This is a genomic window from Microbacterium sp. S1037, from assembly GCF_048381605.1.
GTDB lineage: Bacteria > Actinomycetota > Actinomycetes > Actinomycetales > Microbacteriaceae > Microbacterium > Microbacterium testaceum_B.
In genome coordinates this window covers 177196-198370 of record NZ_JBLWIG010000003.1, presented here as the reverse complement: position 1 = coordinate 198370, position 21175 = coordinate 177196, and the positions used below count along the sequence as shown (strand labels likewise).

At 69.5% G+C, this 21175-nt stretch carries 20 protein-coding genes; 4 read left to right on the top strand and 16 right to left on the bottom strand.

The annotated features are described in order from the left end of the window. Positions 1 to 176: 176 nt before the first annotated feature. Positions 177 to 1682, top strand: a complete 1506-nt coding sequence (locus tag ACMW4R_RS15960; RefSeq protein ID WP_418300388.1) for a DUF4041 domain-containing protein — start codon at positions 177 to 179, stop codon at positions 1680 to 1682. A 24-nt stretch (positions 1683 to 1706) separates the two neighbouring features. Here ACMW4R_RS15960 and ACMW4R_RS15955 read toward each other — a convergent pair whose 3' ends face one another. After that, positions 1707 to 2672 carry an alpha/beta hydrolase gene (locus tag ACMW4R_RS15955; protein ID WP_418300387.1) on the bottom strand — a complete coding sequence of 322 codons (966 nt, stop codon included), beginning with the start codon at positions 2670 to 2672 and terminating at the stop codon, positions 1707 to 1709. Between the two features lie 95 nt (positions 2673 to 2767). Here ACMW4R_RS15955 and ACMW4R_RS15950 point away from each other — a divergent pair, with 95 nt between their 5' ends. Then, on the top strand, positions 2768 to 3391 hold the full coding sequence (locus ACMW4R_RS15950; protein ID WP_418300386.1) for a DUF6518 family protein: 624 nt from the start codon (positions 2768 to 2770) through the stop codon (positions 3389 to 3391). Positions 3392 to 3507: 116 nt separating this feature from the next. Here the strand turns inward: ACMW4R_RS15950 and ACMW4R_RS15945 are convergent, their stop codons facing one another. The 9 genes from ACMW4R_RS15945 to ACMW4R_RS15905 all read right to left on the bottom strand — a co-directional run bounded on the left by ACMW4R_RS15945 (position 3508) and on the right by ACMW4R_RS15905 (position 12933). Continuing rightward, positions 3508 to 4776 (bottom strand): ABC transporter ATP-binding protein, encoded by a 1269-nt coding sequence (locus ACMW4R_RS15945; protein ID WP_058596868.1) that lies wholly within the window; start codon positions 4774 to 4776, stop codon positions 3508 to 3510. A 14-nt stretch (positions 4777 to 4790) separates the two neighbouring features. Beyond that, positions 4791 to 5639, bottom strand: a complete 849-nt coding sequence (locus tag ACMW4R_RS15940) for a carbohydrate ABC transporter permease (protein WP_058596867.1) — start codon at positions 5637 to 5639, stop codon at positions 4791 to 4793. Then, on the bottom strand, positions 5639 to 6601 hold the full coding sequence (locus ACMW4R_RS15935) for a carbohydrate ABC transporter permease (protein WP_418300385.1): 963 nt from the start codon (positions 6599 to 6601) through the stop codon (positions 5639 to 5641). The genes ACMW4R_RS15940 and ACMW4R_RS15935 overlap by 1 nt, the downstream gene beginning before the upstream one ends. Then, on the bottom strand, positions 6598 to 7863 hold the full coding sequence (locus tag ACMW4R_RS15930; RefSeq protein WP_418300384.1) for a sugar ABC transporter substrate-binding protein: 1266 nt from the start codon (positions 7861 to 7863) through the stop codon (positions 6598 to 6600). The genes ACMW4R_RS15935 and ACMW4R_RS15930 overlap by 4 nt, the downstream gene beginning before the upstream one ends. Positions 7864 to 7987: 124 nt before the next feature. Then, positions 7988 to 8764 carry an NYN domain-containing protein gene (locus tag ACMW4R_RS15925; RefSeq protein ID WP_418300383.1) on the bottom strand — a complete coding sequence of 259 codons (777 nt, stop codon included), beginning with the start codon at positions 8762 to 8764 and terminating at the stop codon, positions 7988 to 7990. Between the two features lie 297 nt (positions 8765 to 9061). Beyond that, on the bottom strand, positions 9062 to 10435 hold the full coding sequence (locus ACMW4R_RS15920) for an FAD-dependent oxidoreductase (protein ID WP_418300382.1): 1374 nt from the start codon (positions 10433 to 10435) through the stop codon (positions 9062 to 9064). A gap of 38 nt (positions 10436 to 10473) precedes the next feature. Continuing rightward, positions 10474 to 11535: a polyprenyl synthetase family protein gene (locus ACMW4R_RS15915; protein ID WP_058596863.1), complete on the bottom strand. Its 1062-nt coding sequence runs from the start codon at positions 11533 to 11535 to the stop codon at positions 10474 to 10476. A gap of 108 nt (positions 11536 to 11643) precedes the next feature. Then, positions 11644 to 12360, bottom strand: a complete 717-nt coding sequence (locus tag ACMW4R_RS15910) for a demethylmenaquinone methyltransferase (protein WP_058596862.1) — start codon at positions 12358 to 12360, stop codon at positions 11644 to 11646. Between the two features lie 9 nt (positions 12361 to 12369). Then, entirely contained in the window at positions 12370 to 12933 is a 564-nt protein-coding gene (locus tag ACMW4R_RS15905; RefSeq protein WP_058596861.1) for a DUF402 domain-containing protein, read from the bottom strand. Positions 12934 to 13179: 246 nt separating this feature from the next. Here ACMW4R_RS15905 and ACMW4R_RS15900 point away from each other — a divergent pair, with 246 nt between their 5' ends. Further along, positions 13180 to 14394 (top strand): isochorismate synthase, encoded by a 1215-nt coding sequence (locus ACMW4R_RS15900; protein WP_058613580.1) that lies wholly within the window; start codon positions 13180 to 13182, stop codon positions 14392 to 14394. A 12-nt stretch (positions 14395 to 14406) separates the two neighbouring features. Here the strand turns inward: ACMW4R_RS15900 and ACMW4R_RS15895 are convergent, their stop codons facing one another. The 3 genes from ACMW4R_RS15895 to ACMW4R_RS15885 form a co-directional block, all read right to left on the bottom strand. Beyond that, on the bottom strand, positions 14407 to 15264 hold the full coding sequence (locus ACMW4R_RS15895) for a polyphosphate kinase 2 family protein (protein WP_418300381.1): 858 nt from the start codon (positions 15262 to 15264) through the stop codon (positions 14407 to 14409). Between the two features lie 84 nt (positions 15265 to 15348). Further along, complete coding sequence (gene menD / locus ACMW4R_RS15890; RefSeq protein WP_418300380.1) at positions 15349 to 17142, bottom strand: 2-succinyl-5-enolpyruvyl-6-hydroxy-3-cyclohexene-1-carboxylic-acid synthase; 1794 nt, start codon at positions 17140 to 17142, stop codon at positions 15349 to 15351. 3 nt (positions 17143 to 17145) lie between these two features. Then, on the bottom strand, positions 17146 to 17550 hold the full coding sequence (locus ACMW4R_RS15885; protein ID WP_058596859.1) for a PLD nuclease N-terminal domain-containing protein: 405 nt from the start codon (positions 17548 to 17550) through the stop codon (positions 17146 to 17148). Positions 17551 to 17624: 74 nt separating this feature from the next. On the opposite strand from ACMW4R_RS15885, the gene ACMW4R_RS15880 reads away from it, so the two are divergent. After that, positions 17625 to 17963, top strand: a complete 339-nt coding sequence (locus ACMW4R_RS15880) for a DUF4229 domain-containing protein (RefSeq protein ID WP_058628664.1) — start codon at positions 17625 to 17627, stop codon at positions 17961 to 17963. 72 nt (positions 17964 to 18035) lie between these two features. Here the strand turns inward: ACMW4R_RS15880 and ACMW4R_RS15875 are convergent, their stop codons facing one another. From ACMW4R_RS15875 to ACMW4R_RS15865, 3 genes are read right to left on the bottom strand one after another with little or no spacing between them, the layout of a single operon-like run. Continuing rightward, a complete protein-coding gene (locus ACMW4R_RS15875) occupies positions 18036 to 19007 on the bottom strand; it encodes a 1,4-dihydroxy-2-naphthoate polyprenyltransferase (RefSeq protein WP_058628663.1) in 972 nt (323 codons plus the stop codon). A 6-nt stretch (positions 19008 to 19013) separates the two neighbouring features. Next, positions 19014 to 20165, bottom strand: coding sequence for an AMP-binding protein (locus ACMW4R_RS15870; RefSeq protein ID WP_418300379.1), 1152 nt, complete (start codon positions 20163 to 20165; stop codon positions 19014 to 19016). A gap of 16 nt (positions 20166 to 20181) precedes the next feature. Further along, entirely contained in the window at positions 20182 to 21084 is a 903-nt protein-coding gene (locus tag ACMW4R_RS15865; RefSeq protein ID WP_058596855.1) for a 1,4-dihydroxy-2-naphthoyl-CoA synthase, read from the bottom strand. Positions 21085 to 21175 lie beyond the last annotated feature (91 nt).

Genomic DNA, 21175 nt, shown 5'->3' with positions numbered 1-21175 from the left:
CGTGCGACATATTGAGGTATCAATCCGAGGGAAGAGAAGCAATGAGCACCACGAACCCGCAAGCCGACTGGTTCCCGGATCCGGCACACCGGCACGAGCGTCGCTAGTGGGACGGGACTCGCTGGACAGAGCACGTCTTCTCTGCGGGGGTTCAGGGAATCGACCCGCTGGAGCGGATGCCGCAGGACGCGGACCCGGCTTCCGACGCATCTACCTCGGAACCTACGCCGACCGAGTCGATGCCGCTTTCGCGGCGAGAAGTGCGGGAACGTCAACGGCGTGAGGACGAAGTATCTGCACCCCTTGAGGTTCCCGATTTCGGACAGATACCCGGAGCCGTCGATGCACCGACTGATGTGTCCGTTTCTGCACCGGCACCCCTGACATCTGCGACCCCGCCGGTGGATATGCCAGGGCAAGTCACCCCGGCCGCACGCAAGATCTCGTTCTTCGGTGCGAAGAAGCACGCGGAGGAGCTTCTCTCCGAGAACGATCGCCTCGCGTCACTTATCGACAGGTATGGTCTCAACGAACTCGCCGAGCTGGACGCTCAGAAAGCAGCAATTCAGGCCGAGATCCGTTCCGCACAAAACGATCTCTCGAACCTTCGGGCCGAAACGACGAGAGCGATAGCCGAACGAGCGGCGGTCGCGGACGAGATCGTCGATCTACGTAACTCGGTGCAGCTCCAGGAGTTCGGACTGTTCGACTTCGAGAATGCCGCAGAGTCGTCGGTGGCCCTCGCCACGGAGCTGGAGTCGGTTCGCACTGAGATCAAGCGCTTGGTACGAACCAGCCAAGCCACCGTTGCATCGTCGAACTTCGTCTTCAACAACAGCACCGCGAAAGGTCGCAAGTTCGTTGCCGACATGTCGAAGCTTTTGCTTCGCGCCTACAATGCCGAGGCAGAAAACTGTGTCAAGACGGTCAAGGCCGGCAACCTGGAGGCCGCGAGGAAGCGACTTTCCACCGTCGTCACCCAGGTGGAGCGACTCGGCACGATGATTGATCTCCGCATCACGGGCCCTTATCACAGACTCCGCCTGAAAGAACTGGAACTCACCAGTCGGCACTTCCAAGCTCTGCAGGTGGAGAAAGAGATGGAGAGAGCACGACGGGAGGAGCTTCGAGAGCAGAAGAAAGCAGAACAGGAACTGGCGCGGGAGAAAGAACGCCTGCAGAAGGAGCGATCGCACTACCTGAATGCTCTCGCAGCCCTCGAAGCGAAGGGCGATATCGACGGAGCAGATCGGCTTCGAGAGAGACTCGCGGACGTCGACCACGCGATCGACAACGTCGACTACCGCGCAGCGAACATCAGAGCGGGTTATGTGTACGTGATCAGCAACATTGGTGCATTCGGACCGGAAGTCGTCAAGATCGGACTCACGAGGCGTCTCGACCCCATGGATCGAGTCAATGAGCTGGGGGACGCGTCGGTGCCATTCCGGTTTGATGTGCATGCTCTGTTCTTCGCGGACGATGCGGTGTCGATCGAGGCCACTCTGCATGCACACTTCTCGGCTCAGCGGTTGAACAAAGTCAACCTCCGCCGCGAGTACTTCCGAGCCACGCCCGAACAGGTCCTGGACGCCCTACGTGAGCACAATGTTGAGGTCCTCGAGTACACCCTCGACCCTGCAGCGCCTGAGTATCGGAGCTCGCTGGCTGTGACCTCCTGACTCTCGAGCCTGCGCCGACGGGATTTAGGGCGTCACGCTACGAAGCCCTCGCTCGAGCGCCGCGTACGCGGCATCCCTCGCCTCGGGTGCCGACAGGAACACGTCGTGGAGGGCCCCCTCGACGCGGGAGATCGTGACCGTACGGGCGATGCGGGTCGCCGCCCGAGCGATGTCGTCGACGACCAGTACCGAGTCGGTCTCGCGCATCGCGTCGCTCCAGCTCAACGCCACCGTCGAGCGGGCCGACAGCAGCACGAGGGTCGGGCAGCCGACATCGAGACCGGATGCCACCCGCGCGTGCCCCGCGATGATGGCGGCCAACCAGCCCGGGTGGGTGGGGAAGCCTTGGGCGGGGCGCCAGCCCTTGGGGCTGTCGGGAAGCGTCCCGAGATCGCGCTGCGCGCGGGTGTAGAAGCCGAGGTCGACGACCGGGTGCGTGCCGAGGGGGTCGAACCGCGCGCGAGCGTTGACGAGCGGGGCGAGGGCCTGCCTCCCGAGGGGCCCGAGCTGCAGTTCGAGCCAGGGACTGTTCAGGATGAGCGCGTCGGCGACCCCGGGGTGCCGAGCCGCCCAGAGCGTGAGCGTCAGTCCGCCGGTGCTGTGCCCGAGCAGCACGAGCCGGCGCCCCTCGCGCACGGTGGCCATGGCATCCAGAGCCGCGGCGATGTCGGCGTCGTACACGTCGAGAGACGCGACGTATCCGGGCGCGAGGTCGGATCGCAGACTGCGGCCGTACTTGCGGAGGTCGAGGGCGTAGAAGCGGGCACCGCGGTCGGTGAAGAAGCGAGCGAGGTCGGTCTGGAAGAAGTAGTCCGACCATCCGTGCACGTAGAGGACGTCGGTGTCACGCAGCTCACCGAACAGGCGGGCCCCGGGATGAGGCCGCGACCGCACGAGGGTGGCGACGACCTCGCCGTCGACATCGTCACCGAGCGGCAGCGTCTGCTGCTCGAAGCCCTCACCGAGGATGTCCGGATGCCACTCCCCCATCGCCCCAGCCTACGGCGGCGATATCCGTCTCGAGGATGACTTCCTGCCCTCCCTCGGCTGATGCCCGCGCGTCCGCGGATTCCTAGCGTGGGAATGTGCACCCCCGACATTGGCTCGTCCCCGCCCTCTCCGTCGCCGCCGCCTCGATCGCCCTCGGCGGGCTCACGAGCGTCGGCCAGAGCGTCCTCCCCGAGGCTCTCGTGTCGTTCGCCAATTCGGCCGGCGGCTGGACGATCCTCGCGTTCGGTCTCGTCTGGCTGACGCGGGCGCGGCCCCCGCTCGCCGCAGCTCTCGGCGTCATGTCGTTCGTGCTGCTCATCGAGGGGTACCGGATCGTCTCCGGCTGGCGGGGCTATTACTACGCCGAACCGTTCCAGGACACCTTCACGATCATCGGACTCTTCGCCGGTCCCGTCATCGGCCTGTCCGCCTCGCTCCTGCGCTGGGGGCCGGGTTCGTGGAAGCCGTTCGCGGCGGCGCCCGTCGCGGCGGTCCTCATCGGCGAGGGCGTGTACGGTCTCACGGTCGTCGGCGAGACGACGAGCCCGGTCTACTGGGTGGCGCAGCTCGTGCTCGGCGTCGCCCTGGTGCTCTCGACCGTCGCGGCTGCGCGTCCGCGGATCACACCCGGGATTCTCGGCAGTCTCGTCACCCTCGGTGGCGCGACCGCGTTCGTCGCGTTCTACAGCTGGGTGGGACAGGTCGGCTCGACCGTCTGACGCGGGCGAAACTCCTGAGAGAACGGCGTCTCCCGGCGTCGGGAGTGTCGTGGAGAGTCCGCGGGCCCCGAAATCTCAGGAGTTCGGCCCGCCGCTCAGCGCGGCACCGCCACCGGTCAGCGCGACGCCGACGCGTCCTCTCGGGCGGCGCGCTCCTTCGCCCGCTCCAGCGCGCGCTTGCGCGCCGCGCGGGCGTCCTCCTCGAGCTTCTCGGCCTTCGCCTCGTCGCGCGTCAGGTTCACGCCCGTCTCCGGGTCGAAAAGGTGCAGTGAGTCGGGTGAGAACCACAGGCGCGCGGCATCCCCGGCGCGGATCGAGCTCATGGCATCCAGGGCGACGACGAGCTCGGTGCGCAAGCTCTCGCCGTCGAGGTCGCGGTCGAGCTCCGACAGCTTGTCCTTCACCGTCGCGTCGGTTTCGTATGGCACGTAGGCGTAGAGCACCTCGCCGAGCCACTCGGTCATCTCGATGTCGAGCTCGGCCGTGACCCCGCCGGTGAGATCGCGCTCGGTCGAGTCGGCGTCCTCGAAGGCGTCGGGGCGCACGCCCACGATGACGAGGTCTCGGCCCTCGACGGCTTTGCGCAGCCGGTCGTCGAGCGGCACGTCGGCGATCGGGAGGCGCAGCACGTCGCCGTCGACGGTCCCGCTGAGGAAGTTCATCGGCGGCGAGCCGATGAATCCGGCCACGAAGAGGTTCACCGGCTGGTCGTAGAGCCCCCGGGGGCTCGCGACCTGCTGCAGCTCGCCGCGGCGCAGCACCGCGACCCGATCGCCGAGCGTCATGGCCTCGGTCTGGTCGTGCGTGACGTAGACGGTGGTGATGCCGAGCGAGCGCTGCAGGCGCGCGATCTCGGTGCGCATCTGGCCGCGTAGCTTCGCGTCGAGGTTCGACAGCGGCTCGTCGAACAGGAACGCGCTCGCGTTGCGCACGATCGCGCGGCCCATGGCGACGCGCTGGCGCTGACCGCCCGAGAGGTTGGCGGGCTTGCGCTCCAGGTGCTCGTCGAGCTCGAGCAGCTTCGAGGCGCGGCGCACGCGCTCGTCGATCTCCTTGTCGTCGAGGTCGCTCGACTTCAGCCGCATCGGGAACGCGATGTTCTCGTACACGGTCAGGTGCGGGTACAGCGCGTAGTTCTGGAAGACCATCGCGAGGTTGCGATCCTTCGGCGCCTTGTCGTTGACCACCTCATCGGCGATCTTGAGCTCCCCGTCCGAGATGTCTTCGAGTCCGACGATCATGCGCAGCAGCGTCGACTTGCCGCAGCCGGAGGGCCCGACGAGGATCACGAACTCGCCGTCGGCGATGTCGAGGTCGACGCCCTTGACCGCGGTGAAACCGTCGTCGTAGGTCTTGACGATTCTGTTCAGAGTGATGGATGCCATGACGTGCTGCTCCTTTAACCCTTGACCGCGCCCTGGGTCAGGCCCGAGACGATCCGACGCTGGAAGATGACGACGACGATCACGATGGGGATCGTCACCACGATGGCGGCGGCCGAGATGGCGCCGGTGGGTTCTTCGAACTGCGAAGCCCCGGTGAAGAACGACAGGGCCGCGGGCACCGGGCGGGCGGCATCCGTCGACGTCAGGGAGATGCCGTAGACGAAGTCGTTCCACGCGATGAAGAACGCGATGATCGCGGTGGTGAAGACGCCGGGGGCCGCGAGAGGGACGACCGTCTTGCGGAACGCCTCGAACGGGGTCGCCCCGTCGACCTGCGCCGCCTGCTCGAGCTCCCACGGGATCTGCCGGAAGAACGCCGCGAGCGTCCAGATCGAGATCGGCAGCGTGAGCGACAGGTACGGGATGATCAGGCCGAGCCACGTGTCGTAGAGACCGATCACGCGCCACAGGTTGAACAGGGGCGTCACGATCGAGACGATCGGGAACACCGACACCGCGAGCGCCGTGGTGAGGATGATGCGCTTGCCCGGGAAGTCGAGGCGCGCGATCGCGTACGCGCACAGCGTCGCCAGCACGACGGCGACGAACGTCGCGATGAGCGAGATGCCGATCGAGTTGCGCAGCGCCGGGAGGAAGAGGTCCTGCGCGCTGCCGCCGGGCGCGAGGATCGTGGCGTAGTTGTCGAGCGTCCATTCGGTGGGCAGCAGCGTGCCGGAGAACAGGCCCGCCTGCGTCTTGAACGACGTCATGAGGATCGAGAAGACCGGGAAGAGCGACCACACCAGCACGACCGCGATGATCACGAGCCACATGATCCGCTGGGGCCAGGTCATTGCACGCATCAGCCATTCCTCCCTGCGGAAAGGTCCACCTTGAAGCCCTTGATGAAGATGCCCGCGATGATGAGGACGCTGAGGAAGAGCAGCACCGAGATCGCCGAGCCAAGGCCGATCTCCAGCCGCCCGATCGAGGTGTTGTAGGCCAGCAGCGACAGCGCCTCGGTGTCGTTGGCACCCGCGGTCATGATGAAGATGTTGTCGAAGATGCGGAACGCCTCGAGCGTGCGGAAGAGCACGGCGACCATGATCGCGGCCTTCATGTTCGGCAGGATGACGCGGCGCAGCACCTCCCAGCCGGTCGCCCCATCGACTTTCGCCGCCTCTTCGAGGTCTCCCGGCACCTGCGCGAGACCCGAGAGCAGCAGCAGCGAGATGAACGGCGTCGTCTTCCAGACCTCGCTGAGGATGATCACGGTCAACGAGGTGCCCTGGTAGGCGAACCAGTTGAGGTTCTCGTCGAAACCGGGGATCCACGACAGCCAGCTGTTCACGTAGCCGCCGGAGTTGATGTCGAAGGCGTAGAAGAACGCGAACGCCGAGACGACCGTGATGATGCCGTACGGCACGAGGATCGCCGTGCGGGCGAAACCGCGGAGCTTCTTGATCGCCCGGTGCATGACGAGGGCGAAACCGAAGCCGATGATGAGTTCCAGCAGCACGGTGACGACCGTGATGAACAGCGTCACGCCCATCGACTGCCAGAACGCGGGATCGCCGAGGATCACCTGGTAGTTGCGGAACCAGATGAACTCGCGGTCGTCGGGAGCGGTGAGGCGCAGGCTGAACAGCGAATCCCACAGCGCCTGCACGATCGGGTAGAGCGTGACCAGGAGCATGATGCCGAAGGCAGGGCCGGCGAGCATCCACCCGAGGCGCGCCTCGGCACGGGCCCGGTCGGAGCGCCGCTTCTTCTTGGGCTCCGCCGGCTGCTCGGGCCTCGTGGCGCGGGTGATCGTATCGGTCACAGCAGTCGCTCCCCTCTGAGCACCGCGAGGATGAAGTCGGTCGAGGTCTGCGGCGTCGTGTCGGGGTTCACGGCGTTCGGCGGATGCCACGTGCGCTGCAGTCCGATCGAGATCTCGTTGTAGTACGGCGTCTGGGGTCGCGGCGCGCCGAGCTGCAACGACTCCGCGATGGTGTCGGCCATCGGGAACTTGTCTTTCACCTCGGCGTCGTCGTACGCGGCGAGGTTCGAGGGCGGGTTGCCGTTGGTGACGAAGTACTGCGCCTGGTTCTCGGGGCTGACGATGCATTTCACGGCCTGCCAGGCCAGGTCGGTGTGCTCGCTGTACGCACCGACGCCGAGGTTGATCCCTCCGACGGGAGGAGCGGCCGGGGTCCCGGCATCCACTCGGGGGTAGACCGCCCAGCCGAGGTCCTCGACGACCTCAGGTGCCGCGCCCTGCATGGCCGGGTAGACGAACGGCCAGTTGACCATGAACGATCCGTTGTCGCCCTGGAAGAGGTTCATGCTCGCGTTCTCGTCGGCCGTCGGCAGCCCCGGGCCGCCGAGGTTCGACGAGCCGATGCGCCCGATGATCTCGGCCGCCTTCTTGCCCGCGTCGGACTCGAGGCCCAGCTGCATCTCGTCGGGCTTGGCCTCGGGATCCTCGAGGACTTTGCCACCACCCGAGGCGACGAGGGCGTTGATCCAGACCGTGAGCGACTCGGCGAGCGCGCCCTGCACCCCGAGCTGCTTGTTCTGGTCTTCCGCGGCCTGCATGATCTGGTCCCACGTGACCGGCTGCGTCATGTCGAGACCGGCGGCTTCGGCGACCGACTTGCGGTACCAGAGCAGCTGCGTGTTGGCCCAGAACGGCACCGTCACGAGCTCCCCGTTCCAGCTGGCGGACTGCACCGCCCCCTCGACGATCCCGTCGGTGTCCTGCAGCTCGTCGGGAACCGGAGCGAGGAATCCGGGCTCGGCGAGCTCGGGGATGAACGGAGGGTCGAGGCTCATGATGTCGAGCGAGCGGTCACTGGCTGCGAGGCGCCGCGCGAGCTGCTCGCGCTGCGAGGCGGCGTCGCGCGGCAGAAGCGAGGTCTCGATGCGGTACGCGCCGTCGGCGGCTTCGGTGCAGGATGCCGCGATCTCGGCCTGACCGCCGTCGTCGGGGTTGATGTACCAGGTGAGGGTCGGCACCCCGTCGCCCGCCGAACAAGCGCCGAGCGTACCGGCGAGCGCGAGGGCCGAGGCCCCGGCCACGATCCGTCTCAGGTTTCGCATCCGGCCCCCTCGCCTCGGTGCGCGGGCGTCCGTGCCCGGCGTCGTGGCTTCCATCCTGACGAGGCGGGGCGAATCCGAGCATGAGGGTTGCCCCCGCCGATCGGGGGATGGTACTCGCGCGACCTCAGCTACGGGGCAGCCGTGGAGGCGACGGACACACGTGCGCGTCAGCCGCAGCTGGAGGAGCGATGACATCGGAGGCAGGCGAAGGGTCCCATTTCTCCGGGCGTCGGAAGATCGCGCCGTCCTCAGACTTCACGACCGCCGGAAGCAGGCACTGCTGCACACGGGCAAGGGTGGTGCGCCGCGATGCGGGCATCAGACGACGTATGGCGTCTGAACCGCGATGAGGGGGGAAATGAGCAAAGATGTGCGCATCGGGGTTCGCGCCCCAGGCCATCTTCACGGCGGGGATGATGTCGGTGTCGGCGGTCATGAGCATGAACGACTCGGCCCTGTTCGCGGCGACGTCGGCGACGAGGTGTACAGCGATGTTCACGTCCGTCTGTTTCTCTTCGTAGCTGGTCCAGGTCGTCCCGCACGATCGACAGGTCCGAGATTTCTCCTGAAACTGGCCTTTGATCACGGTCAATCTGGTCGGGTACAAGCTGCGGAGCGCGTCGATGTACCGATCCTGACGAGCCTGCGCGTCGGGTTCGTTCAAAACGATGGCGGTGAAGTACTTGACCTGAACGAGAGCTGACCGCGGCCGCAGAGTTGTCGCGAGCTTGACGATGTCGAGCCACAGCAGCCGGTTACCAGCGGCGTCGTGCAGGCCGTGGTATAGGTTGAAGCCATCGATGTAGACGATGAGCCGTTCTGCTCCTGCGACTTCCACACTCCCCTCCACTTCCCTGCGGTGATATTCTGGGACGACACCACAGCAGCGGTTGATTGTCACGATCGCTGCCCGACGCCCTCCCTTCCGGAGGGCGTCTTTGTTTTCATCGGCGCGCCGCTCCGCGCGTTCACGTAAACGTTCCGGCGCCATCGAGCAGCAGGTGCATCGACCGAGATTGCGAGTTCCGTTCGGTGGATGAACGTACGTCGCCGGCGCCACGCTACCGGGGCTGACGGCGTGCGAACACCCATCACGGAGGGGAGCTACACCTGCATCCCGGGGATTTCACCCTGTGGCGCGGTACGCGTGCGCGAACGACGAACCGCCCCGTCCGAAGACGGGGCGGTTCGATGAGGATCACTCGCCGCGCGAGATCGCGATCATCTCGTCGCGGGGCACGACCTTGATCCGTGCACGCTCGTGCGGGGCACCCAACGCCATCTCGTGCTCGTCGAGGCGGTGCCAGCCGTCGAGGTCGGTCCACCGGACGCCGCGCTCCTCGAGCAGGGCGGGGATCGCCTCCTCCTCGGGGTGAGCGGGGCGCCACCACTCGCCCTGGTCGTTGATGACGTGGCGCACGGTCTCCATGGCATCTGACTTGGTGTGCCCGATGAGGCCGACGGGGCCGCGCTTGATCCATCCCGTGGCGTAGACGCCCGGGATGCGCTCGTTCGACTCGGCCGAGAGGACCTGGCCCTCGTGGTTGGGGATCACGCCGTGGCGCTCGTCGAACGGGATGTCCTTCAGCGGGGAGCCGAAGTAGCCGACCGCGCGGTAGATCGCCTGGATCGGCACCTCGCGGATCTCACCGGTGGCGACGACGCCGCCCTCGGCGTCGGGCTTCGTGCGCTCGTATCGGAACGCGGCGACGCGGCCCTCGGCATCCTTCACGACCTCGACGGGCTTGGCCCAGAAGTGCAGGTGCAGGCGACGGGATGCCTCTCCCCCGGCGTTGTTCACGCCCGGACGGGTACGCCACTCCTGCAGCACACGGTCGATGACCTTGACCTGCTTGTTCGTCTGGATCGCGGCGAGCGAGGCCTCGTCGTAGTCGAAGTCCTCGTCGTAGACGACCATGTCGACGTCGCGCAGCTCGCCGAGCTCACGGAGCTCGAGCGGGGTGAACTTTACCTGCGCGGGACCGCGGCGCCCGAAGACGTGGACGTCGGTGACGGGCGAGGCCTTCAACCCCTGGTACACGTTGTCGGGAACCTCGGTGGGCAGCAGGTCGTCGGCGTGCTTGGCGAGCATGCGCGTGATGTCGAGGGCGACGTTGCCGTTGCCGATGACGGCGACCGACTCGGCCTCGAGCGGCCACTCGCGCGGCACGTCGGGGTGACCGTCGAACCAGCTGACGAAGTCGGCCGCGCCGTACGAGCCGTGCGCGTCGATGCCCGGGATGTCCAGGTCGGCGTCGCGGATCGCGCCGGTCGAGAAGATCACCGCGTTGTAGTGCTGCTTGAGGTCGTCGAGCGTGATGTCCTCGCCGAAGCGGACGTTGCCGAAGATGCGGATGTCGCCGCGGTCGAGCACCTCGCGCAGCGCCGTGATGACGCCCTTGATGCGCGGGTGGTCGGGGGCCACGCCGTAACGGACCAGACCGTAGGGAGCCGGAAGCTGCTCGAACAGGTCGATCGAGACGTCGAACTGACGCTCGGCTTTCAGCAGGATGTCGGCGGCGTAGATGCCGGCGGGGCCGGCTCCGACGATGGCGAGGCGCAGCTTCGTCATGGGGTCCTCTCGATCGGGATCGGGGGGTGGTGGAAAAGTCAGGCCGAGCGATCGGCGACCGCGCGGGCGAAGCGCGTCAGCGCCTCGCGCACGGCACCGTCGGGCAGCGGCGCGAGGGCGTCGATCGCCTCTTGCGACCACTGGTGAGCGAGAGCGAGGGTCTCACTCGTCGTTTCGTGATCGCGCAGTTCGGCGAGCGGGCCGTCGAGCACCGACGGGTCGGCTCCCGCGGCGATGCGCTCTTGGCCCTCGTCGATGCGGGCACGGAGATCCATGGATGCCTCGTCGGAGCGATGCCCGAGCAGCAGGTACGGCATCGTCGGTACACCCGCGCGCAGGTCGGTGCCGGGCACCTTCCCGGTCTCGGACGGATCGGGCGACAGGTCGATGACGTCGTCGAGAAGCTGGAAGGCGACGCCCGCCTTCTCGCCGAAGACCACCATGGGCTCCTCGAACTCCTCGGGGGCACCGGAGTAGATGACACCGCACTGCGCGGCCGCGGCGATGAGCGAACCGGTCTTGTCGGCGAGGACCTTCAGGTAGAAGTCGACGGGCTCGTCGCCCTCCGCAGGGCCCACGGTCTCATGCATCTGGCCGAGCACGAGGCGCTCGAAGGTGTCGGCCTGCAGCTGGATCGCCCGCTCGCCCCGACGGGCCATGAGCTGGCTCGCGCGCGAGAAGAGCAGGTCACCGGTGAGGATCGCGATGTTGTTGCCCCACACCGTCTGGGCGCTCGGCACCCCGCGGCGCTTGTCGGCACCGTCCATGACGTCGTCGTGGTACAGCGAGCCGAGGTGCGTCAGCTCGAGAGCGGTGGCGACCTCGATGACCTCGGGCGTCGTTCCGCGCCCGAGTTGCGCCGTGAGGATCGCGAGCATCGGCCGGACTCGCTTGCCGCCGGCCTCGTACAGGTACCGGGCGGTGACGTCGGCGAGGCGATCGGCGCTGCGCACCTCTTCTTCGAGCGTTCCCTCGACGCGCGCGAGACCCGCCTCGACGGTCGACAGCAGGGTGCGCGAACGCAGGCCGGCGAAGATGCGGTCACTCAGGCCCAGCTTGCCCGACAGGCGGGTGCTGGCCGCGGGCAGTCTCGGGGTCACGGTTTCAGCCTATCCTGGCGCGCTCGCGCCGTCCCTCGGCTATCTCGACGGTTGACAGGCTTCGGCGGAGCGAGGTCGGACGTGCGGCGGTCGGTCGCGTCGCGCGCATCACGCGGGACGGATGCCGCGATGCAGAGCGACGATGCCGAACGACAGGTTGCGGTAGGCCACGGCATCCCAGCCTGCGTCACGCATCCAGCTGGCGAGCGTCGGCTGATCGGGCCAGTCGCGGATGGACTCGTTGAGGTAGTCGTACGCCTCGGCGTTCGAGCTGACAGCGCGCGCGGCGATCGGCAGGACGCGGTCGTTGTAGAAGCGGTAGAGGCCGTTGAACGCGCGGGACGGCGGGTGCGAGAACTCGCACACCACGATCCGGCCGCCGGGACGGGTCACGCGGAGCAACTCGCGCAGAGCGCGCCGCGGATCGTTGACGTTGCGCAGCCCGAACGACATCGTGACCGCGTCGAACTCCTCATCGTGGAACGGCAGGTCGGTGGCATCCGCCTGCACGAACTCGAGGTTCGGAACGTTTCCGTGGCGACGGCGTCCCTCGGCGATCATCCCTCTCGAGAAGTCCGCCGCGACGACGTGCGCACCGCTGGGGACGAACGCCATCGACGAGGTCCCGGTGCCCGCGGCGAGATCGAGGATGCGCTCGCCCCGTTTCGGGGCGACCGCTCGCAGGGTCGCGGCGCGCCAGAAGCGGTCGTTGCCGAGGCTCAGCACGGTGTTGGTGCGGTCGTAGGCGGGGGCCACCTGGTCGAACATGCCGCTGACACGCTGCGGGTCCTTGCCGAGGTCGGCGCGGTTGGGGTCGCTGCTCACCCGTCGAGTCTAGGCGGGCGGGCGCGGCGGGTCTTCGGGGCTTGCGAGCTCGGCCAGACGCGTGAGCCACGGCCCGGTCACGGCGTCGGAGAACGGCGCGATGCCCTCGCGCACGCGGTGCTCGAGTTCGACGGCGGTGGCCTCGAGGTGCGCGACGATGTCGCCGGGGTAGCCGTACTGCACGCGGTGCTCGTCCCACTCGTCGCGATCGTCGATCCACGTGCCGCGACCGTCGGTGCGGCGGACGACGTCGAGATCCATGTCGATGCCGCCGGGCACCCCGTCGTCGCTCCACCGGATGTCCCACGCGAGGTCGATGTACACGGCCACCGGGTGCGGGGCGGCGTTGTGGGTGAAGGCCCAGTCGCCGCTCGCGGGAACCAGCGTGACGTTGGGCTGGCGGCAGACGAACTCGGCCCCGGGGCGCGCGCTGCGCCAGCCCACCTGCTGGCCGAACCAATCGCCCCAGTCGTCTGATCCGAGGTAGACGCTGTCCTGCACCCAGTGGGGTGAGCCGTCCCACTTGCGCCAGCGGAACATCAGGCGCGTGCCGGGAGCGGGACGGGAGGACATGTCGCGAGTCTAAAACGGGCCACCGGCACCCTGGCGCATCCCGCGGCACCGCGCGCCCGACGCGCCGGTGGCACCTGCACCGACACGCATGCCCGAAACGGTCACGGACACGGATGCACGGCGTTATGTCGACGGCGAACGGTTGCCGAGAGCCCCGCCGAGAGCGGGTCTACGCTCGAGAACGTGATCGAACCCGCGGATGACGCCGTACCGCGCCTGCGCGTGGTGACGCGCGAGCTGCCCCCGATGGACGATGTGCTCGCGTACACCACCCCCTACGACCCGCTCTTCTGGAGTCGTCGCGGAGAGTCCCTCGCCGCGTTCGGTGACCTGCTCACCCTGCGCTATCGGGGCGCACGTCCGGGCGACGCGAGCGTCGCCGACCGGTGGCGCGCGATCGCGGCGGCCGCCGAGGTCGACGACCCCGTGCAGCTCCCCGGCACGGGACTCGTGGCGTTCGGATCGTTCGTCTTCGACCCCCGCTCCGAGCGCGAGAGCGTCCTGCGCGTGCCCGGAACGGTCGTCGGCCGCCACAGCGGGCGCGCGTGGGTCACGCGTCTCGCGTTCGACGACACCCCGGACGAGCCGGAACCCGAGCTGCCGCCCCGCTCCCCGTTCGGACCGCACTGGTCGGCGACCCTCGGCCCTGGCCGCCAGACCGCTGAGGCGTATCAGGATGCCGTCCGCCTCGGCGTCGAGGCGATCCACGCCGGCGAGGTGGGAAAGGTCGTCCTCGCGCGCGACATCACCGGCACGATCCCGGCGGGCTCCGACCTCCGCCGTCTCGTGCGGTCGCTGCACGAGGGGTACCCGGACTGCTGGGTCTTCGCGGTCGACGGGCTGATCGGCGCGAGTCCCGAGACACTCGTGACCGTGTCGGGCGGGACGGTGACCGCGCGAGTCCTCGCCGGGACCGTGGCCCGCGGAGCCGACGCCGACACCGATGCCGCGGCATCCCTCGCTCTGTCCGAGAGCACGAAGGACCAGGAGGAGCACCGATTCGCCGTGCAGAGCGTGCTCACGGCGCTCCGCCCGCACACGTCGGCGCTCGCGGCGGCGGAGCAGCCCTTCACCCTCAAGCTGCCCAACGTGTGGCACCTCGCCACCGACGTCGAGGGCGTGCTCAGCGAGGCCGCATCCTCGCTGGACCTCGTGGGCGTGCTCCACCCCACCGCGGCCGTGGCCGGGACGCCGACCGACGTCGCGATCGACGTCATCCGCCGACTCGAGCCATTCGACCGTGGGCGCTACGCCGGTGCCGTCGGCTGGATCGGCGCCTCGGGCGACGGCGAGTGGGCGATCGCCCTGCGCTGCGCCCAGATCGACCGGGCCGCCCCGTCGTCGCCGACCGCGCCGATCACCGCCTACGCCGGTGCGGGGATCGTCGCGGACAGCGTTCCGGAGTCGGAACTGCTCGAGACGCGCGTGAAGTTCCGGCCCATCGTGGACGCGCTCGCCTGAGCCCTCCTCGGGTCAGGATGCCGCGAGCCGACGCTTCTCTTCTTCGACGTCGTAATCGGCCGTCGGCCATCGCGGGTCGATGTCGGTGAGAGCGTCGATGAGCAGGCGCTGCACGGCGAGGCGCGCGTACCACTTGCGATCGGCGGGGATCACGTGCCACGGCGCGAGCGGCGTCGACGTGCGCTCGATCGCCGCCTGGTAGGCGTCCATGTAGTCGTCCCAGAGCGCGCGCTCGTCGACGTCGGACGGGTTGTACTTCCAGTGCTTGTCGGGCCGCTCCAGGCGCTCGGCGAGTCGTGCGCGCTGCTCGTCCTTCGAGATGTGCAGCATGACCTTCACGAGCCGGATGCCGAGATCCGCCGCCTCGGCCTCGAATCCGACGATCGCTCCGTACCGGCGTTCGATCTCGTCCGCCGGGGCGAGCTGGCGGACACGACCGATCAGCACGTCTTCGTAGTGGGAGCGGTCGAAGACGCCGATCCGGCCGGCATCCGGGAGCCGCTTGCGGATGCGCCAGAGGAAGTCGTGCGAGAGCTCTTCGGCGGTCGGTTTCTTGAACGACGCGAGCTCGACACCCTGGGGGTCGACGGAACCGACGACGTGGCGCACGATGCCGCCCTTGCCGGCGGTGTCCATGGCCTGCAGCACGAGCAGGACGGACCCGGTCGCCGTGCCGGCCACACTCTGGGCGAAGAGGCGCTCCTGCAGACCCGAGAGCGGAGCGATCCCCGCCTCGAGATCGGCTTGGCCGTCGGCCTTCTTGCCGTCGTACCCGGGGGTGGCCCGGGTGTCGATGTCGGCGAGGCGGAATCCCGGGGCGACGCTCAGCGCCTCGGACGCGGGAACCGACCATCTTTCGCTCGTGCTCATCCCGACATCGTGGCGCGAACCACCGACATCGCGCCACGCCTTGACGCGGAGGGGGATCCCGCGAGGGGGCAGCGCGGCATGAGCTCAGCGCGGCAGCGGGACCTCGATCAGTTGCCGCCCGCCGCCCGGGGCCGTGAGCACCTGGTCGAGGGCGACCCGGGTGGTGCAGCGGTGGTACTCCCAGCCGAACGCGAGGGCGAGCTGTTCGAGGCGAGCCGTCTGCGGGGTGTACTGGACGCGCTCCATCGCGTCGGCGCCGGCCACGGCGGCGACCTCGAGACCGTCGAAGATCGTGCCCCCGCCGTCGTTGCCGACGACGACCTGCAGGCGCGGCTCCTCCTCACCCGGGGGCAGCAGGAGGGCGCCGAGATCGTGGAGGAACGCGAGGTCGCCCAGCAGCACGCGCGTCACGCCGGGGCGCTCCTCGATCTGACTCGCGAGCGCGATCCCGGTGGCCGTGGCGACCGTGCCGTCGATGCCGGCGAGCCCCCGGTTCGCGTGCACCGACACCTTCTTGCCGCCCAGCAGCTCGTCGGCGACGCGCACCAGGCGGGACGAGCCGAACATCAGGCGGTCGTGCGGCCACGTCGCCCGCCACAGGGCGTCGACGAGAGCGGCGCGGTCGAGGGGGGCGCGGATGACCTCGACTTCGGCGTTGATCGCACCGAGGCGCTCGTGCGGCACGGCCGAGGCGAGACCGTCGGCATCCGGGGCGGGCGGAGACAGATCGACCGCCGCCTCGCGCGACGCCCGCATCCACGCGCCGAGCCACGCGCGGTCGATCTCGCCACTCGCGACGCGGATGGCATCCACCCCCTGGGTCGCGCCGTTGAGGTTGACCGGCTCGCCGGGCCCGCGCACCGCGATCACCTCGACGTCTTCGCGTCCCAGGAGTATCGCAACCTCACGGCTGAGGGTCGGATGGCCGAGCACCACCGCGCGCTCGATGCGGCCGCCGAGCTCGGGGTCACGCAACAGGGCGCGGTACCCGTGCACGACCTGACGCCCGAACCGTGCCCCGCTGACGATCTCGGCCACGAGCGGGAAACCGCCGCGGTGGGCGAGCTCTTCGGCTGCCGGACCCGCGTCGGCGCCGGCGACGACGACCGTGCGCGGTCCGAGCTCGAGTGGGAAGGCAGCCTCGGTCTCGGGTGCGACGTCCGCGACCCCGATTCCGCCTCCGCCCTGGTAGAGAGCACCGGATGCCTCGGCCTCGCCGTCGCTCTCGAGATCGACGGGCGGAGCAACCGGCCGCGCGATGGCGCGCTCGAGCAGCCACTCCGGCGCGGCGCCCGCGAGCGGTTCGCGCAGCGGGACGTTGAGGTGGACCGGGCCCGCCGCTCGCGCCCCTTCGCCGAGGGACGCGGCGAGCGCCGTCGCGGCGACCGCGTCGAACTCGGCGGTCTGCTCGGCGGTGCCGTCGTGGTCGACGGCCTCGGGAACGGGAAGGTCGGCCTCGAAGCGCGCGGCCGCGCGGAACAGCCCGGGCTGGCGGGTCGTCTGGTTCGCGCCGACGCCGCGGAGCTCGGGCGGGCGATCGGCCGTGAGCAGAAGCAGCGGCACACCGGCGTGATGGGCTTCGAGGGCTGCGGGCAGCAGGTTGGCGACGGCGGTGCCCGAGGTGCAGACGACGACGGCGGGCATGCCGGTCTCGCGACCGATGCCGAGCGCGGTGAATCCGGCCACGCGTTCGTCGATGCGCACGTGCAGGTGCACGAGGCCCGCCCGCTCGAGGTCTGCTGCCACGAGGGCCAGGGCCTGCGATCGCGAGCCGGGGCTGACGACCACGTGACGGACCCCGCGGGCGACGAGGCCGGCGAGAAGGGCGGATGCGGCGTCGGTCGCGGGCGCCGCGGCGCGCTCGATGGGCGTGCTCACGGGTCAGCTGACGGCGCCGCGCTGTCCGCGGGCATCGTCGTCGCCGGGGTCGTCCCGGGTCTCAGGGCGTGCATCGCGCGGGTCGTCAGCCTCGGAGTCGAGCTGCGCGAGCTCTTCTTCGAGGCGTCGGATGCGCTCGTCCTGGTCGGCTCGGGCTGCGGGCGAGAGGCGTCCCAAGAACTCGGGGTCGTCATCGGGCGCGCGGCGGAGCGCCGGGGCACCCGCACGACCGCGGCCGACGAGGAACCACAGGATGCCGCCGAGAACGGGCAGCAGGATGACGATGACCATCCAGGCGCCCTTACTGACCCCGCGGTGTCGCGTCGAGGGCTGCACCGCGCAGTCGACGATCGTGTAGACCCAGAAGGCGGTCGCCACGAGCGCCAGTACCAGAAGCAGCCGTGCCATGAACCGATTCTACGTGCGTCGGCTGGACGCGGGCCGGGCGCCGCCGAGCCCGCGCCCCGCCGTAGAATGGGAGAATGCGTGCTCGCTCGGCCCTCGTCTACACGGTCCTGCGATTGCTCGCGTTCCTCGTGCCGCTCGGCATCCTGCTGCTGTTCCCGGTGTTCCAAGAACTCCCCTGGCTCGCCGCCGTCTTCGCCGCGTTGATCGGGCTCAGCCTCTCGCTGCTCTTCCTCCGCCGCCCGCTCGACGACGTGACCGGCGGACTCGCCGAGCGTCGCGCCGCTCGCGCGACGACGGGTCGCCGCTCGGGCGCTGAGGCCGACGCCGATGCGGAAGACGCGGTGGTCGACGCCTCGTCGCCCGGGGCCGACGCGGCGGCAGAACCGACGAAGCCCGACGCGTCCGAGCGCTGAGCCCCGCCCGGCTCCACTGCTCGCACGAAGCCCGACGCGTCCGGCCGATGAGTCCCGTCCCGGCTCCGCGACTCAGGCGACGAAGGCCCAGAACAGCAGTGCGCCGTACGCCACCGACGTGAAACTCGTGACCTGCAGCGCGGTGATCAGCTCGCGCGGCGTGCGGTAGGTCCACACGATCAGCACGGACGACAGCGCGCCGAGAAGGGCGATCAGCGTCAGCCAGGCGACGGGGTAGAACAGGGCGAGGAACGCCGAGATCCCGAACGGGACGAGCACGAACAGCGTGAAGAGCACCTGGGTCGCGCGGCGACCGATCAGCACCGAGAGCGTGCGCTTGCCGGCGAGGCGGTCCTGATCGATGTCGCGCAGGTTGTTGGCCAGCAGCACCGCGCACGCGAGGAGCCCCGCGGCCACCGCCCCGAACCAGGCCTCCTGCGGGATCTCCTGCACCTGCACCCACGTGGTGCCGAGGGTCGCGACCAGGCCGAAGAACACGAAGACGAACAGCTCGCCCATCGCGTTGTACCCGTAGGGGCGCTTTCCTCCCGTGTAGAACCAGGCGGCCACGATGCACACCGCGCCGACCGCGATCAGCCACCACTGGCCCGTGCGCACGACGATCGCGAGCCCCACGAGCGCGGCGAGTGCGAAGAACGCGAGCGCGACGATCAGCACGGTGCGCGGCTTCGCCTTCTTGCCGCCGGTCAGACGCCCCGGACCCACGCGGACGTCGTCCGTCCCGCGGATGCCGTCGCTGTAGTCGTTGGCGTAGTTCACGCCGATCTGGAGCGCGAACGCCACCGCGAGGCACGCGAGCGCGAGAACCCCGTGCAATTGATCGTCGACGAGGGTCGCGGCCCCCGTACCGATCAGCACCGGGGTGATCGCGAGCGGCAGCGTCCGAAGCCGGGCGGCGGCGATCCAGTCGCGCGCGGTCGCGGGGGCCACGGCCTGCGGCGCCCCACCTTGGGGCTTCTGCGGATTGCCGTGCGGACGACGCTTCGGGGCGGGACGCGAGCGCTTACGAGACTGTGCTGCCACGGAGGGTCATCCTAAGCCCGCGCCGCCGAACCGCCGCGCCAACGCCGCCCGGTCGGGCTTGCCCGACGACAGGGTCGGCAGCTCGTCGACAGCGATCGCGCGCGCCGGGCGCGCCACCGGCCCCACCTGCTCGGCCACGGCGTCGCGCACGCGCGCGAGCGTCTCGGCCTCGGCGTCGGGCGCGAGCCCCGGGACGATCACCGCGGACCCCTGCCCCCAGGTGGCATCCGGGATCGCGATGACCACCGCCGATTCCAGACCCCGGATGCCGCGCACCGCCGCCTCGACCCGGTCGAGCGACACGTTGACCCCGCCCGAGACGATGACGTTGTCGAGACGACCGGTCACCCGCAGCACACCGTCGACGATCTCTCCCCCGTCGCCGGTGCGGTACCACCGCCGGCCGGCTTCGTCGGTCGGGAAGACGGATGCCGTGCGCTCGGGGTCGCCGAGGTACCCCTCGGCGAGCGTCGGGCCCGACAGGCGCACCTCCCCCTCCACGATCGCGACGTCGACGCCGTCGAGCGGCACCCCGTCGTACACGCAGCCACCGCTGGTCTCGGTCGAGCCGTAGGTACGCACGATCCGCGCCCCGGCCGCCGCCGCGCGCTCGCGAACCGCGGGGGCGAGCGCCTGGCCGCCGATGAGGATGGCCTCGAACGAGCGCAGCGCCTGCGCGACGGTGTCGTCGTGGTCCGCGGCATCCAGGAGTCTCTGCAACTGCGCGGGGACGAGCGAGGTATAACTCGGAACGCGCGCGCCGTCGATGTGCGAAGCCATACCGAGGGCCGCCGCCGCGAACGGCTCGGGGCGGAAAGGACCCGCGACGACGGCGGGCTCCCGATCGGTCAGGAGGGCTCGCACGATCACCTGGACGCCGGCGACGTAGGTCGCGGGCACGGCGAGCAGCCACGCCCCCTCGCCGATGCGCGCAGCCGTCGCGTAAGCGCTGCTGATCAGGGCGTTGCGAGAGATCACCACCGATTTCGGCACGCCGGTCGAGCCCGAGGTGGTCACGACGGCCGCGGTCCCCGCCGGCGCCTCGCCGGCCAGGTCCCCACCGCCGAGCGCGACAGCGGGACCCGCGCCGAGCACGGCCGCGCGGAGGGCGCGCACGACGTCGCGAGGATCCGCGGATGCCGGGGCCTCGAGCCTCACGCCCGGACTCCGGCGCTCAGTAATGCCACGGAACGTCGGACCAGTCGGGGTCGCGCTTCTCGAGGAAGGAGTCGCGCCCCTCGGCCGCCTCGTCGGTGCCGTAGGCGAGGCGCGTCGCCTCCCCGGCGAACACCTGCTGCCCGACGAGCCCATCGTCGACCGCGTTGAACGCGAACTTCAGCATGCGGATCGCCGTCGGCGACTTCGTGAGGATCGTGCGGGCCATCGCGATGGCCTCGCGCTCGAGGTCGGCGTGGGGCACGACGCGGTTGACCGCACCCAGCTCGTACGCGCGCTGCGCCGAGTACTCCTCCGCGAGGAAGAAGACCTCGCGCGCGAACTTCTGCCCGATCTGACGCGCGAAGTAGGCGGAGCCGTAACCGGCGTCGAACGAGCCGACATCGGCATCCGTCTGCTTGAAGCGACCGTGCTCGGCGCTCGCGATCGAGAGGTCGCACACGACGTTGAGCGAGTGCCCGCCGCCCGCCGCCCACCCGGGCACCACGGCGATGACGACCTTCGGCATGAAGCGGATGAGACGCTGCACCTCGAGGATGTGGAGGCGTCCGGCGCGACCGGGGTCGTGGACGACGTGCTCCTCGTGCGAGTACTTGTAGCCGTCTCGCCCGCGGATCCGCTGGTCACCGCCCGAGCAGAACGCCCAGCCGCCGTCTTTCGGGCTCGGGCCGTTGCCGGTGAGCAGGACGACGCCGATGCGGTGGTCCTGCCGCGCGATGTCGAGGGCCGTGTACAGCTCGTCGACGGTGTGCGGGCGGAAGGCGTTACGCACCTCGGGGCGGTCGAACGCGATGCGCGCGATCCTCCCGTCGTGGGTGACGTGCGCGGTGATGTCGGTGTATCGCTCGGCACCCGGCGCGAGGGTCCACTCGGCGGGGTCGAACAGCTCGGAGACGGTCACCGTTCCAGCCTACGACCGGCGGCGCGGGGAGGAGCCGGGCTCCGGGCTCCGGGCGACGCGCGCCGGACTCCGCACTCCGGGCTCAGCGCTC

Bases quoted from the DNA above. Each gene is read 5' to 3' on its own strand.
- ACMW4R_RS15960 (WP_418300388.1), top strand. From the start codon at position 177: ATGCCGCAGGACGCGGACCCGGCTTCCGACGCATCTACCTCGGAACCT.
- ACMW4R_RS15955 (WP_418300387.1), bottom strand. From the start codon at position 2,672: ATGGGGGAGTGGCATCCGGACATCCTCGGTGAGGGCTTCGAGCAGCAG.
- ACMW4R_RS15945 (WP_058596868.1), bottom strand. From the start codon at position 4,776: ATGGCATCCATCACTCTGAACAGAATCGTCAAGACCTACGACGACGGT.
- ACMW4R_RS15940 (WP_058596867.1), bottom strand. From the start codon at position 5,639: ATGCGTGCAATGACCTGGCCCCAGCGGATCATGTGGCTCGTGATCATC.
- ACMW4R_RS15930 (WP_418300384.1), bottom strand. From the start codon at position 7,863: ATGCGAAACCTGAGACGGATCGTGGCCGGGGCCTCGGCCCTCGCGCTC.
- ACMW4R_RS15920 (WP_418300382.1), bottom strand. From the start codon at position 10,435: ATGACGAAGCTGCGCCTCGCCATCGTCGGAGCCGGCCCCGCCGGCATC.
- ACMW4R_RS15905 (WP_058596861.1), bottom strand. From the start codon at position 12,933: ATGTCCTCCCGTCCCGCTCCCGGCACGCGCCTGATGTTCCGCTGGCGC.
- ACMW4R_RS15900 (WP_058613580.1), top strand. From the start codon at position 13,180: ATGGACGATGTGCTCGCGTACACCACCCCCTACGACCCGCTCTTCTGG.
- ACMW4R_RS15895 (WP_418300381.1), bottom strand. From the start codon at position 15,264: ATGAGCACGAGCGAAAGATGGTCGGTTCCCGCGTCCGAGGCGCTGAGC.
- ACMW4R_RS15885 (WP_058596859.1), bottom strand. From the start codon at position 17,550: ATGGCACGGCTGCTTCTGGTACTGGCGCTCGTGGCGACCGCCTTCTGG.
- ACMW4R_RS15880 (WP_058628664.1), top strand. From the start codon at position 17,625: ATGCGTGCTCGCTCGGCCCTCGTCTACACGGTCCTGCGATTGCTCGCG.